Origin of the sequence: Sphingomonas sp. Leaf25 (assembly GCF_001421635.1) — a bacterium.
Taxonomy (GTDB): domain Bacteria; phylum Pseudomonadota; class Alphaproteobacteria; order Sphingomonadales; family Sphingomonadaceae; genus Sphingomonas.
The window spans coordinates 1-14372 of record NZ_LMKU01000026.1 but is presented as its reverse complement, the minus strand read 5'-3'; the positions used below and the strand labels follow the sequence as shown (position 1 = coordinate 14372).

Sequence of the window (14372 nt, the reverse complement as noted above, 5' to 3'; positions counted from 1 at the left end):
CGAGGCGCACCCGTTCGCTGTCGGTTGCCCGAACGCCCAGGTTGACGCCGTCCCCAAAGCCGTTGTTCTCGGTACGCAGCAGATGCACGTCGGGTCATTCGGCAGCGATGTGTTCGATCGAGCGGACACCGTCGACGACCGGATCGGGGGTGCGGGAATCGACGATGATCGCAGTGCAACGCGGTAGTGCCGGAGCGTTGTTGTCCCGATTATGATTTCGGCGATCGGGCCGTACCCGGCGATTGCCATGTGTCGACGACGTTTGCCTTGCGCATGGCGCTCAACGCAAAGATCGCAATGCCCAGAAACATGGTCGTCGCGCTGAAATATCCCACACCGCGCACGTAGATATCGATCAGATATCCCGCGGTGATCGCGAGGCAGAAGCGGCGACGCGGATCGATCGGATTGCCGGTCAGCGCCGAGCGACGCAGGATCAGCGCGGCGCGCACCGCCGCGATCGTCATGACGCCGATCAGCACCGCGCCGAACACGCCCAGTTCGCTCAACGCCTTGGCGGCAACGAACCCGCCATCCTGGAGGTTAAGGAACGACCCGCTATTGAGCGAATATATGACTAGTGTCGCCGGGCTGTGGAGCGGGGTGAAACCAAGTTGCTGGAACCCTACACCCCAGCCCCACGTCCGCGCGAAACTCTGTTGAATGAAGTCCAGTCCCTGAAGATAGACCAGTGACGAGAGATTTTGGGTCTGTACCGAAAAATCGAGCCGGGAAAGATAATAGGTAAGGTCGATCTGGGTCGCAGCCGCCACCACCACCACCAGCACGATACAGAACTGCCATATGGGCGCGGTGATGACGACGACCAGCATGACCCCGACCAGCACCGTCAGGTTCTGGAGCAGCGCCCCGGTCAGCAGACCCACGCCCAGCCACACGAAGCGTTGCCGCCCGCCCGGTCGCGAGCACAATGCCAGCAGGACCGGGGTAAAGACCGCAGCGAAATGCGAGGGTTCGGTAAACGGGAAGGTCGGCTTTTCCCAGATGCCGCCGCCCAGCGGCTGCAAGCGCACAACGGCAAGGATCGTCACCGCGACCAGGAACCACGCGAGGTAGCGCACGGCCCGGTCCATGACCTGCGGCGTCAGCCGGATCAGCCACTGGGCATAATAGGTCGCGGCGACGAACAGCAGCACGATCACCATCAGCGACCCTGCGAACCGTCCGGTCGATGTCAATGCGATCTGGCGGGCAACGAAGAAATGAATCACGAGGAACAGCAGGAATCCGCCGAGAATGTCGTAGCGCAGATGGACGCGCAGCACCGGCACCAACGCCAGCAGGACAAGGACCGCGGCGACGGTCAGGCCCGGCGAATGCGACCCTCCCTGCGCCAGAAAGGCGACGGCCGAAGGCATGCATAGCATCATCGCCAGAAAGGCGAAGGCGAAGGGCGTCCGCATCAGGAAGGCGCGGTAGCTCCATCGCCCGGATACAGCGGCATGGGTCATGGTGCCCCGGCGGCGATACCGATGTCGTCGATCCACGGGTCGGCCGGCTCTCCGTCGAACGCGGGCGTGTTGACGATGTCCAGCCACTGCGCCTCGCACCCCTGAGGAACGGTGAAGCCAGCCTCCAAACGGCGCGGTTTCTCACCCACTGCGGCGAAGGGAAGCGTGGCGATCGCCGCACCCGACTGGCAAGACAGCACCAGCTTCGGACGTTCCTCCACCGCCTGCGGCACGTTGCCTACGGTAGCCGTTATCCGGTAGCGTCCCGGATGCAGGACCAGCAATTGCCGGGCGATCGCGTGACTTTCGTTGCCGGTGAGGGTCAGGGCGACACCCCGTGCATTGGGGCGCCGTTCGACGATCCCGCTGTGGGTCGGTTCACTGGCGATGATCCAGTCGAAGGGCTGGAAACGGTTGGGGCGTTCGAATCCGCCATTGCGGATCAGGGCTATGCGATCGGTCGTGCGCGTGACGCGCTGATAATAATGTTCGGCATCGCCGACCGCCCCCAGTTGCACCAGGCGTTCCAGTGCCATGGTGATGAACTCGGCATCCTCGTCGCGGTCGCCGCGAAAGTCCAGCGCGCCGGCGACAATCAGGATTGCGGCCGGATTTTTCGCCTGCGCCGCAAAGCGCTGATAAAATTCGGGCAGCCATGCCGGGCGGGTAGCGAGCAGCCGGCCGAGCGCCTGGGCGATCTCGGGCGTGTCCGATGCGTTGATGAGAATGTCGCCCAGCATCGCCCGGCTCGTGACATTGGTGCGCATCGCGATGTCGTAATGGCGCAGCGCCCCGGCCACGTCGTTGGCGGCGACCTTCGTCTCGATCAGATAGAGTTGGGTCGGCAGGTCGCGGCGCGATAGCCGATGCGCATAGCGGTAAGCGCCGACGGCCTGGCTGCCTTCCAGCAACTGCGTCGTGCCCAGCAAACGCGCGGCGGCGGCACGCAGCGGGGCGCGATTGATTGCAGCGCGCGATTCTGCCGCGGCCTGCGCGCGCAGCGCGGGGGTCGGATTGCCGTCGATCAGCTTGTGTGTCGCGCTCTGTATCCGCCAGCCCGCTGCCCACGGCGCCCAGCGTGCGGCGATCCCGGGCACGCTGCGTCCCAGCACCTGATCCACGGTCACCGCCAGCGAGAGCCAGCCCAACAGCAACAGCAGCGCAATGATCAGCCCGACGCGGACCGGTCCCTGGCCGGGCGAACGTCTTGGATCAACCGCCCTTGGCATCGGCCGTATTCCCATAGCCATAGCCATAGCCATAATCATAGCCATAGCCGAAGGTGGCCCGCTTGGGATCGAACTTGGTCAGCACCGCGCCGAACACGCGGGCATGGGCATCGGACAGTCGCCCGATCGCGGCTTTCGCCATGGTGCTGTGCGTTTCGCCGGCCTGCATCACGAACACCACCCCATCGACCGCGCTGGCGACCAATGGCGCATCGGCCAGCCCCATGACCGGCGGCATGTCGAACACGACATGATCGAACCGTTCACGCAACACCTGCACCAGGCGCTTCAGACCACTGCCCGAAAGCAGTTCGGCTGCGCTGGGCGGCTGCGGACCGGCGGTCATGACCGCCGGAGCATCGGCGAACCGATGGATCAGCGCGTCGATGTCGTCCCGACCAGCAAGGAAGTCGCTGAGACCATAGGCATTGGTGCAGTCGATCAGATGATGCACCGATGGCGAACGCATATCGGCATCGATCAGCAGCACCCGTCCGCCCAGACGCGCCATGGCATGCGCCAGCGCGAAGGCAGTGGTAGATTTGCCCTCGGCAGCGCGAGTGCTGGTGATCGCCAGTATCTGGGGAAAACCTTGGTCAGTCGCAAAGCGCAAATTGGTCTGGATCGACAGATAGGCTTCGCTGATCGGCGTCTTTCGGTCGGCGAGCATTTCGGTCATGTTGCTTCCCGGCACCGTCGGCACCGTTCCAAGCAGGGGTACGCCCAGGACTTCCTCTACCTGTTCGGGATCGTTGATGCCGTGGTTCATCTGCTCCAGCACGAACACCACGCCGCCCGCGACGATGAGTCCGGCCAGCAGCGCAGCCGCCATCGTGAGCAGCAGCTTGGGACTGGACGGGCGGGTCGGGAGCTGCGCACCGTCCACTACCGAAATGTTGTTCACACCTACGCCGCCGGCGACACCGATTTCCTTGTAGCGCTGGAGCAGAGCGTCATAGAGCTGCCGGTTGGTGTCGACCTCGCGCTGGAGGATGTTGTACTGGATGCTGCGCCGGCGGAAATCGAGCAGCCCGGTCTTGAGACCAGTGATCCGGCTCTGGAGCGCTTCCTCGCGCGAGGCGGCGGCGCGATATTCCTCGCTCAGCGTCTGCTGGACGCGCCGTTCCTCGCGGTTGATCGACTGGTCGAGCTGTTGGATCTGGCGTTGCAGCGCGCGTGCCGGGGGGTAGCCGGGTTCGAACTGCACCATCATCTTGGCATAATCCGCTGCCAGTTCGGCGCGCTTGTTGCGCAGTGTCGAGATCGCCGGGTTAGCGATCGCCTCGCTCACCGCGCCATCGGACGATCCGGTGCGGCTCTGCGCCTTGACGCGATCGGCGACGGCGCGGCTGAGTTCCTGGTTCAGGCTGGCGAGATCGTCGGCGATCAGCGAGCGTTCGCCCTCCGCCTGCCCCCCCGCCCCGCCGCTGTTGGCGGGCAGGTTCACGATCCCCTGTTGCGAGGCATAGGCGACGAGTTGCCGCTCGCTTTCGTTGATGCGGCCGCGCAACTGCTGCAACCGCTGTTCAAGGAAGCTGCGGGCATAGGCGGTCGCCTCGTAGCGGCGCGCCAGCGTCATGCGCACGAAATCGGCGCTCCACGCATCGATCACGCGCTTGGCCAGCGCCGGGTCGCGTCCCGTGAAGCGGATCGTGACGAGCCGCGAGAAACGTTCGGGCTCGATCTCGAAATTGCGCAGCAGATAGCTCGCTGCCGCCGTCGTCCGGCTGCGGCGCTCCTCGCTCGACAATGCGCGGCGCGACTGGTTGGCGGCATCGGTGTCGAGAATCTTGGCGGTGGTCAGGAACTCTACATTGTCATACAGGCGCAGGTCGTTGGCCACGCGCTCGGCCAGCGACTGCGACTGCAACAGGCCGTATTGCGTCTGGTAGAATTCCTGGTCGGCAAGGCTGTCACTTTTCTGTGCGCCCTCGACCTCGATGAAACTGCCACGCTCGCGCTGGATTTCGATCAGTGCGGCGGCGGTATACTTGCGCGGAGCAAGCAGCGTGTAGACGAGTCCGATGGTCAGCATCGCGGCGACGATCGCCGCGATCAGCAGCCGGCGGCGGCGGACGATCGACAGGATTTCCGCCACGATCGACGGCCTCCCGTGCGGTTCGCGCGCGGGAACATGGGGAACTGCGCCGGGCAGATCCATGGTCGGGTCGAGGGTGCTGCTCACTGGGCGGGCCTGTCTGGATACGCTTATTGAAGGATGGCGATCAGCGGGCCCGTCAACAGGGCGCCGCTGGCAATGATGTTCTGGATCGCGCGGCGACCGCCGGATTCACCGACCAGCACGATGTCGTTGGTGAACACCTCAGGATCGGGATACTGGCCCTGCCGGATGGCGCGCAGGTCGTAGATGCCCGCCATCTGCCGGTCGCCGACTTGGCGGAAGATGACGACGTAATTGGTGTTCGCATATTCGGACAGCCCCTTGGCCGAGGCGACGGCGCGTTGCAGCGTCATCTTGCCCAGCACCGGGTAGAGCCCCGGCTCCTTGACCTGTCCGTCGACGGTGAAGGTCTGGTTGATCGTGTCGGCGTTGACCGTCACCTGCGGGTTGCGGACATAGCGCCCGCGCAAGTTTTCGGTGATATAGGTTGCGAGTTCCGCGGGCGATTTGCCCGCCGCCGACACGGTGCCGAGCAGCGGCAGCGAGATCTGGCCGTTGGCATCGACCTGCAGCGTGCGGGTCAGCTCAGGCACCTGGTAGACCTCGATCACGACCTTGTCGAGCGGACCGATCAGATAGGGGCGCTGCTGCAATATCTGGTCCGATCCGAGCGGAGCGGGCAGATCGCCCTGCTGGACGACGCTCAGGTCGGGCCTGCCAACCATGCGGTCGGTGGAATAGCAGCCGGTCAGCGTGATCGTCAGCAGGATTGCCGCCCGGCGGGCGAACTTGGAATGCATAAGGGTCCTTGATGGCAGGAAGCCGCTTGGTCTGCGCCTACCCCAGCGGGTGTTCGATTGTAAACCTAATGGTTGCCTGTGTCCTCAGGCGGCCGTGGCGCGGCGCGCCTGGAAGCCGTCCTCCAGCCACAGGCAGCACAGCATGAACATGGCGGCGGCAAGCGGGGTCCGCAGCGGATAGTCGGCGATGCTGGCCAGCAGCCAGCCCGTCGCCACCGCTCCGCCCAAACGTGCCAGCGCGTTCGTCGGATCGGATGCGCTGCCGCGCCATGCCGACAGCAGCCGCGTCGCAAGCCAGATGAGCAGCGCGCCCATCACCGCAATCGCAGGCAGCCCGCCCGACATCGCCACTTCGAGCGGATCGTTGTGCGCGCGGTTGAAATAGGTCGCCATCAACAATGCATCGGGTTCGTACATGCGGAAGGCGGGTTCGAACGCGCCGTGTCCCAGTCCGAAGGGAAAGAAGTCGGAAAGCATCCGCAGCAGCACCGGCAGCGCGCGCAGCCGCTTCTCGCCAGACAGGCCGTCCATGTCGTTCAGCCGGTCGAGCGAGAGCGCCTGCCCCGCCACCACGGTATAGGCGATCAGCCCGGCGACCAGCAGCGCGCCCGCGGCGAGCGCGGTGAGCAGCAGCCGTCGCCGGGCGCGCGGCATCCCGCGCGGCAGCCGCAGCCGCGCCAGCCACGGCGTCAGCAGCAGCGCGGCGGCGAGCGCCATGATCCCCGCGCGCGACCCGGTCATCAGGATCATCGGCACGAACAGCAGCGTGGCGCCGAGCGCGACGCTGAGACGCAGCACCGGCGCGGGGGCCGATGCGGTGCGCGCCCAAAACCACAGCACGGGCACGGCGAGCGCGAGGAACACCGCCTGGTGGTTGCGGTTGGCGAACAGCCCGACCGGCAGCCCGAACGAGGTGTTGCGGAAGAAATAGGCCGCGCCCTGCCCGCCCGAGGCGATCTGGGCGAGGCCGAGCAGCGCGCTGCCGATCGCGATCCCCGCCAGCCACACCGGCAACGCGCGGCGGCGCGCGGGGTCGAGCCCGGCATAGCCGACGATGACCGTGAATGCGGGGAGCAGCGCCACCAGCGCGTTGAGCGTCATGTCGGGGTCGAGCGAGATCGGCCGCCACGTCAGTGCATCGCCCGCCAGCGCCAGCGAGGGGGCAAGCGGCGCATGGCCCGGCAACGCGACCCACCACGACGGCGGCAGCGGAACGAGCTGGATCAGCATCGTCGCGGCGAATGCGCCGAGCAGCGCCAGCGGCACGCGTACCGACCGCCAGGCGATCGCGCCTGGGAGCAGCAGGAAGGCCCCCAGGAACAGCACGATGACCGGGCGCAGCACGAGCAGGCCCGGCACCGTCGCGCGCGACGATCCCCCAAGCAGCGCGCACGTCACCAGCAGCGCGCCGAACAGATACTGGCGCATCGTCGCCACGTTCGAAATATTCCTGCCCTTCATCCCGTCGATCGATCCCCTGGTACAGCCGGTCCGCCGCCCCTTATCCTACCGGCCGCGCCACCGCTAATTCTTTGATCGCACGGGACGGGGCGGCGGATGCGCCGTTCCCCGGCATGTGCGGGGGTACGGCCGCGGACCCATGGGCAAGCGGGAAACCGGCAAGCGGCAGGGCCGGATCGAGCGTCAGGCATTGCAACGGATCTTTCATTTCCGGCAAAGCCTATTCGGGAACGGATCATTAGACCCACTATGGATCGCGTTGAAATGTCCATGACGCTACAACCTGCCGGTATCAGGACGGCCACCCGTCGCCAGGATCGATCGCCCGCTTTCTGTACGTAGCCTGCTTTACCGGGCTATAGGCCATCACGGCTTTGTGCATTAGAAACGCGCCGTTATAGGACCGCTATCGTCCCGATACGGCGATATTTTTGGATCATTTGATAGTGCAGTCGCATGATAATGTCATTTCCTTTCCCGATCGCATTGCGGAAATAAGTCGATGAACATCCATAACCGAGAAGACATCGGTCCATTTTCTGCCGTTGCGGAACCGGTGCGGATCGAAAACATGGAGCGGCAGCGGATACGCTGCTATGCTGCCCTGGCCGGTTGCGACGCTGCTGCGATCGTGAGCAGCTTCTTGCTCGCCAACTTCGTCTATCTCGGCCAATGGTCGGCATCGCACGGAATCACGATGATCTCGGTCATGCTGCCGATCTATCTCTGGTCCGCCGCCATCAATGACTTGTACAATGCCGCCACGCTTCGCGATCCGCGAATTGGTGCGTTTCGGGCGGTCCGGGCAATCGCCTTTGCCGCAGCGACGATGCTCATCATCGCTTATTCATTCAAGATCGGTGCGGTATTTTCGCGCGTCGTCTTCTGGATCGGGATGATGTTCGTGATCGTCCTACTCACGGCGGGACGGTTGTTGATCGGGCAGTTACTGTTGCGCGTGTTCGACGGGGCACCCTTCAGCACGGTGGTCGTCGTCGATGGCGTGCCGTGGGAAGCGACGGCGGATCACATCATGCTGGATGCTCGACAACTCGGTTTCAATCCGCGCACAGACGACCCACTTGCCTATCACGAACTGGCAAAGCGGATTGCTCATGCCGACCGCGTTCTGATCGCCTGCCACGACGATCATGTGGCCGCTTGGGCGAATGTGCTGAAATCCATGGCAGTAGATGGGGAAATCCTCGCTCCCGAAGTCGATCGCATCGGCATAATTGGCGTTGGAAGATATCGAGATGCCCGTACGATGGTCGTTTCGGCGGGCCCGCTGCATCTGCGTGACCGTGCGGTTAAACGCCTTTTCGACATTGTCGCATCGGCCACCGCGCTCTTCCTTCTTTTGCCCGTGCTGATCACAGTGGCGATCGCGATCAAGATCGAGTCCCGCGGCCCTGTCCTATTCCGTCAGCAACGGATCGGGCGCGACAACACTCTGTTCATGATGCTGAAGTTCCGTAGCATGTACAATGACCGTAGCGATGCCGATGCGTCGGTATTAACAGCACGTTCCGACAGCCGGGTTACCCGCGTCGGGAAGTTCATCCGCGCGAACAGCATCGACGAACTTCCACAATTTATAAACGTCCTATTTGGCAGTATGAGCTTGGTGGGTCCGCGCCCACATGCGCTGTCCGCAAAAGCTGCCGAACAGCTGTATTGGGACGTCGATGCACGCTATCGCCATCGTCATGCCGTAAAGCCAGGGGTAACCGGCCTTGCCCAAATTCGCGGATTTCGCGGTGCCACCGTACTTGCGACGGACCTGACCAATCGCGTGTCGGCGGATCTGGAATATTTGCAGGAATGGTCGATGCGCAAGGATCTGTGGATCCTGTTCCGTACGATCTTTGTACTACGCCACGACAACGCATTCTGAGGAAGTAGCATTGCCCGAACACCCCCGTCTCCGTGATACCACCGGTTGGTCCGTCGACCCGGCACGTGTTTCGGTGGTCATTCCCATCCTGAATGCGGAGCCGTATCTCGGTGCATTGCTGCCGGCTCTTGCTCAGCAGGGATTGCCCAATGACCAGTTTCTGGTCATCGATTCCAAATCCACCGACAACAGTCGTGCCGCGTTCGAGTCATTCGGCGCACGGGTCGTCGGCATTGATCCCAAGACTTTCAATCACGGCGGCACACGCCAGCGCGCTGTCGAGATGCGTCCCGAGGCTGAGGTCGTGGTCATGTTGACGCAAGACGCCATCCCACAGCATGCAGACTCAATCCGACGGTTGGTCGACGCCTTTGCCGATCCCGCTATCGGTATGGCATATGGCCGCCAACTACCCCGCCGGATCGCTCGTGGGATCGAACGTCATGCCCGTTTGACCAATTACCCGCCGCAATCCGAAACACGCGGCTTTGATGATCGCAAACGTGTCGGCGTAAAGACGGTATTCTGCTCGGACTCTTTTGCTGCCTATCGTGCCACCGCCCTGCAGGCCGTAGGAGGCTTTCCCGAAGATGCTTTCTTCGCGGAAGATCAGCTTGTCGCCGGGCAGATGCTGATGAAAGGCTGGAGAATCGCGTATCGAGGCGATGCCGAGGTCGAACACAGCCATGGCTATACCATTGCCGAGGAATTCCGGCGCTATTTTGATGTCGGCGTATTTCATGGCCGCAATCCCTGGCTGACCGACACCTTTGGCAGAGCGGAAGGTGAGGGACTGCGCTTCATTCGTTCGGAACTGTCCTATCTTGTTCGCAACGATCCGACGCAATTGCCATCGGCTGTCGCACGGACCTTTGCAAAATATGCCGGGTACAAGATGGGGAGTCGCGAAAAGCGGCTGTCCAACGCATGGAAGCAGCGCCTGTCGATGCAGCCCTTTTACTGGCGACAGCGGAGCTGAACCGCTCGGTCTAGATGTTTGGTCCCGGCAATCAGCGCGGCGAGTGCGAACAGCGCGAGCGGCACCGGGATGCCGGGGCATCGTTCCGCCCGCACCCGGAACGGACGCCGGCACTGGCGGCACTGGCGGCACCATCAGTATCGCCGCACAATCCTTGCGCCATTGCCTGGCGTATCTGCTAGGGCGCCCGACGATCGGGGCCGGAGCGGCGTTGTGGAGACAGAGACAGTGTGGTTCACCCCGATGCGTGCAGGGAAGCGCGACTGAATGGCGTCGGTTCGCAAATCCCTGCTCTGGTCCTACGGCAGCCAGGCCGTCACCCTCGGCGTCACCTTCGCCACCTCGGTCATCGTCACCCGCCTGCTCTCACCGGTAGATATGGGTATCTATGCGCTGGCGCTGGCGATATCGGGGGTGCTCGGCGTCTTCCTGTCGTTCGGGACGCAGGCCTATCTGGTGCGCGAGGCCGACTTGGACCCGCGCGTCGTCCGCTCGGCGTTCACCGTCAACCTGGTGCTCAGCGCGGCGCTGGCGCTGTGCCTGTTCGCTGCCGGAGCGATCGAGTTGTGGCTGGACCAGCAGGCGCTCGCCACCGTGTTCCTCATCATGGGGTTCGGGCCGCTGCTCTCGGCGCTCGAATTCGTGCCCGCCACGTTGTTCATGCGCGAGATGCGCTACGGCGTCATCTCGTCCGTCACGGTGGTGCGCGTGCTGGTCACCGCGGGCGTCACGCTTGGCCTCGTGTTCGGCGGGGCGGGGGTGCCGGGGCTGGCCGCAGGACCGGTGGTCGCCAATCTGGTGTGCGCGCTGCTCTACATGGCGCTGCGCCCGCGTGACCTGATATTCCGCCCCGGGTTGTACCAGTTCCGCGCGATCGCGGTGTTCGGGGTACAGATGCTGTCGATCAGCGGCGTCGCGCAGGTCGCCTCGCGCGGGTCGGACATCCTGCTCGGCAGCATGCTGGGGCTGGCGGCGCTCGGTCTCTATGCGCGGGCCTCCAGCCTGTCGGCGCTGATCTTCGTCAACGTCTATGGCCTCGCGACCGGGGTGATCTTCGCCAAGCTGTCGCGCGACCTGCGCGAGACGGGTGAGATCCATCACAGCTTCGTGCGCGCGCTGCGCATGATCACCGGGGTGATGTGGCCGCTGCTGATCGGCCTTGCCATCGTGGCGGGGCCGGTGGTGCAGTTGCTCTACGGCCGCCGCTGGCTGCCCGCCGCCACGCCGCTGTCGCTGCTGATGATCGCGCAGTTCGTGGTGCTAGGGTTCGGCATGAACTGGGAATTGTTCGTGCTGCGCAAGGAAACCGCCCGCCAGACCCGGATCGAGATCATCCGCGCGGTGGTGGGCACCGCGATCTTCGCGATCGGCTGCCTCTTCAGCATCGCGGCTGCCGCGCTAGGCCGCATCGGCGAGGCGGTGGTCGGCTATCTCCTCTATCGCCCCCATATCGATCGGCTCGCGGGTACGCCCCAAGGTGAGATCGGCGGCATCTATCGCGAGAGCCTGCTGCTCACGATCACCGCGACGCTCCCGGTCGCGGTGACGATGCTGTCGCAGCGCTGGTCGCCCGACGTGCCGATCGCATGGATCGTGGCGTCGACCGCGCTGGGTGGGGCGGGCTGGGCGCTGCTATTGTGGCGGCGTGAGCACCCGATCTTCGAGGAGGTGCGATTGCTGCTGGCGCGGCTACGGCGGTAGAGCGGTTTTCCGACCAGACGATGCGCCTGCTCTATGCACCGTTAGCGGTGCGATCACGGATCTCGCCTTGCCGACCGATGCGCAGAGCGGTTCTTCAGCGCGTGGTGCGCCTCGCCGTTGTCGAGGCCGACCTGAGCGCGGCGGCTGCATGCCGGGATCAAACATGTTCGGTGTTCCAAAACCGCCTCTCTACCGCCACATGTTTGAGGAGGAGACGCTAGGCTGCTAGATTGACAGGCATGATTTTGTCGCAGCAATTTTTCACGATCGAACCGGCAATCCGGCATCATCCGCGAAAGCACGAATTGGTGGCGGCCAAGACGCCCAAAACCTGCCTTTCCAGCTCCTCTCCCCTGCGGATTCGTGCTTTCGCGGATGATGGTCGCTCTATAATTCGTGCTTTCGCGGATGATGCCATGATCGGGGTTCGAGCATGATCGTGCCCCGCCCACAGCGCGACCTGTTCGTGCTCGACAGTCCCCTCCTTGCCGATGTGCGCGGCGAGCGGTCGTTGATGGCGTTTCCGTTCTTTGCGCTCAGCAAGGGCAAATGGACGCGGCCGCTGTCGTACGACAACGGCACCGTCTCGATTGAGATCGTGCCGACCGCCAAGGGGGCGGCCACGATCTACGACAAGGAGATCGTGCTCTATATCGCCAGCCTGATGATCGCCCGCCTCGAAGCCGGAGAAGAGGTGAACCAGGAGTTCCACTTCACCGCGCACGACCTGTTCTGCGTTACCGGCAACAACCCCTCCGCGCGCTCCTATGGCCGGTTGTCGCAGGCGCTGGAGCGATTGCAGGGCACGCAGATCAAGACCAATATCGAGGCGGGCGGTGAGGGCGAGGAAGGCTATTTCTCGTGGCTGTCCGAAGCCAAGCTCTACTATACCCGGTCCAAGGATGCCGGCGGCGACACGCGGCGACTGAAGGCGATCCGCGTTCGACTGTGCGACTGGTTGTACCGCGCAATCCTGCACGACGGACAGATCCTCGATTACGCCAGCGGGTACTTCCAACTGGGGCCGGTCGAGCGGCGGCTGTACGAGATCGCAAGGTCATCGTGCAGCGATGGCCCGTGCGAAATGGAACTCGACGAGCTGCGGCGGCAACTGGGCTATCAGAATTCGCTGCCGCACTTCCGCCATGCCCTCAAAGCCATCGTCGAGGCCGATGCGATCCCCGACTATCGCCTGGTGCTGATCGGGGCGACCAACGCCCCGCCGAGCGGCACGAAGGGCCCGCGGACGCCGGGGTACACCCAGGTGCGGATCGAACCGCGCCTGCCCGAGATCGAGCAGGACGACGCCGGCGAATCGGGTGCGGAGGTGACGGCGGAGGCCCCCGACTCGGCGAGCGACGAATAGCGGTCAAACGTCGCACGCATCCGCGAAAGCACGAATCCGGCACGCTTTGGCATCCGCGAAAGCACGAATCCGGCGGGGTTCATCCGCGATAGCACGAACGATTTTCGTGCATCATCCGCGAAAGCACGAACCGGGAACGCTTCCGTTGTTGGAAATCATCTGCAACAGTCGGCCCGAGAAGCCGGCAATGGGGTTGGCGGATGAGGGAATAGCCGTGACCACATAAAGGAAAGCCCGGCACGAAGGCCGGGCGTCCCAGGGTTTTGAAACGACGTCGCCAAACGTCGCATCCACTCTCAAGGTGGTTTTCAAATACCCCCGATTCCCTACCGGATCAAGGACGCGCGTTTCGCGCCACGCCCCTTTTTGCATTTTTTGGTCCCGGCCCGACACAGGGGGTGGGGAAACGATGGCATTGTCATTGCGTGACGTGGCGGCGCGGGCGTTCGCCCCTGCCCGGCCTCGCTGTCCGGTGCGGCGCGGCAGCGTCGAGGCGGGAACGGTCGAGGCGCGCTTCTTCGCGGTGCCGGGCAAGGGCGAGACCGACCGGCTGCTGGCGATGGCGCGCGCCGCGCTCGACGCCGGGCGGCGGTTGCGGCGCGAGGTGCGCAGCGAGCCGCGCGAGCTGAGCGCTCCCGAACGCGCGATCGCCGCGCTCACCGCCGGTGCGGTGCGGGTGTTCGAGGAAATCTGCACCCTCGCCCGGCTGAACGCCGGCAAGGTGTTCCCCAGCTACGACCATCTGGCGAAGGCGACCGCGCTCGGCCGGGCGACGGTGGCGCGGGCGCTGAACCTGCTCGAAGCGGCCGGTTTCCTCCAGCGGCAACGGCGTTTCTGTCGCGGCGTCGATGGCGAGGCGCGCTATCGCCAGACCTCGAATATCTACCGCGCGCTGCTGCCAGCGGCACTGTTGCGGCTGCTGCCGCGCTGGTTTCAGGCCGTGCCGCTTCCCGACGATGTCGGGCAACACCAAGCCGAGCGCGGGGCCGACCATGTGTCGATGCTGGCGACGCTTACTTGTCGGGAACTGGCCGAAGCGAGTGTCGGCGGTGAGCTGGGTGCGATGCTCGCCCGATTAGGTGCGGCAGTCGATCGTGCCGAGTGCGAGTCTCATTTCCATCCTGAACCACTCTCGAAATCTATTGATAGGGGAAGTTCGGACGTCGACCGTACCGGTCGCCGGATTATCTTGAACGATGGAAGCAAAAGTGCCGACGGTTACAAACGGCAAACCCCAAAACAGAAACGGGGAAGCCCCGGCGTTGCCGGGGCAATGCTCTCCGGGGTCACTGCACGAAAGTGCGCTTTGCGTACGCCAGGCCCGAACGAACAGCGAACGACACGG

At 64.2% G+C, this 14372-nt stretch carries 11 protein-coding genes; 6 read left to right on the top strand and 5 right to left on the bottom strand.

The features are described 5' to 3' along the window. Positions 1-209 precede the first annotated feature (209 nt). The 5 genes from ASE78_RS10320 to ASE78_RS10300 form a co-directional block, all read right to left on the bottom strand. On the bottom strand, positions 210-1472 hold the full coding sequence (locus ASE78_RS10320; protein ID WP_156351449.1) for a hypothetical protein: 1263 nt from the start codon (positions 1470-1472) through the stop codon (positions 210-212). Beyond that, positions 1469-2701: a hypothetical protein gene (locus tag ASE78_RS10315; protein ID WP_056496617.1), complete on the bottom strand. Its 1233-nt coding sequence runs from the start codon at positions 2699-2701 to the stop codon at positions 1469-1471. Before ASE78_RS10315 ends, ASE78_RS10320 begins: the two co-directional genes overlap by 4 nt. Further along, on the bottom strand, positions 2685-4886 hold the full coding sequence (locus ASE78_RS10310) for a GumC family protein (protein WP_156351448.1): 2202 nt from the start codon (positions 4884-4886) through the stop codon (positions 2685-2687). Before ASE78_RS10310 ends, ASE78_RS10315 begins: the two co-directional genes overlap by 17 nt. Positions 4887-4909: 23 nt before the next feature. After that, positions 4910-5623, bottom strand: a complete 714-nt coding sequence (locus tag ASE78_RS10305) for a polysaccharide biosynthesis/export family protein (protein ID WP_235515005.1) — start codon at positions 5621-5623, stop codon at positions 4910-4912. An 84-nt stretch (positions 5624-5707) separates the two neighbouring features. After that, on the bottom strand, positions 5708-7084 hold the full coding sequence (locus ASE78_RS10300; RefSeq protein WP_056496614.1) for an O-antigen ligase family protein: 1377 nt from the start codon (positions 7082-7084) through the stop codon (positions 5708-5710). Positions 7085-7586: 502 nt separating this feature from the next. Between ASE78_RS10300 and ASE78_RS10295 the strand changes: the two genes are divergently transcribed. The 6 genes from ASE78_RS10295 to ASE78_RS10275 all read left to right on the top strand — a co-directional run. After that, positions 7587-8981: an exopolysaccharide biosynthesis polyprenyl glycosylphosphotransferase gene (locus ASE78_RS10295; protein WP_082467134.1), complete on the top strand. Its 1395-nt coding sequence runs from the start codon at positions 7587-7589 to the stop codon at positions 8979-8981. 10 nt (positions 8982-8991) lie between these two features. After that, the gene (locus ASE78_RS10290) at positions 8992-9960 is read left to right on the top strand and encodes a glycosyltransferase (RefSeq protein WP_082467133.1); all 969 of its coding nucleotides are present in this window, start codon (positions 8992-8994) and stop codon (positions 9958-9960) included. A gap of 267 nt (positions 9961-10227) precedes the next feature. Further along, positions 10228-11661, top strand: coding sequence for an oligosaccharide flippase family protein (locus ASE78_RS10285; RefSeq protein WP_056496609.1), 1434 nt, complete (start codon positions 10228-10230; stop codon positions 11659-11661). A gap of 239 nt (positions 11662-11900) precedes the next feature. Further along, entirely contained in the window at positions 11901-12098 is a 198-nt protein-coding gene (locus tag ASE78_RS18700; RefSeq protein ID WP_156351447.1) for a hypothetical protein, read from the top strand. Beyond that, on the top strand, positions 12095-13027 hold the full coding sequence (locus ASE78_RS10280; RefSeq protein WP_056496606.1) for a replication initiator protein A: 933 nt from the start codon (positions 12095-12097) through the stop codon (positions 13025-13027). The genes ASE78_RS18700 and ASE78_RS10280 overlap by 4 nt, the downstream gene beginning before the upstream one ends. 409 nt (positions 13028-13436) lie before the next feature. Continuing rightward, the coding region (locus tag ASE78_RS10275) for a helix-turn-helix domain-containing protein (RefSeq protein ID WP_156351446.1) at positions 13437-14372 on the top strand (936 nt) is incomplete at its 3' end.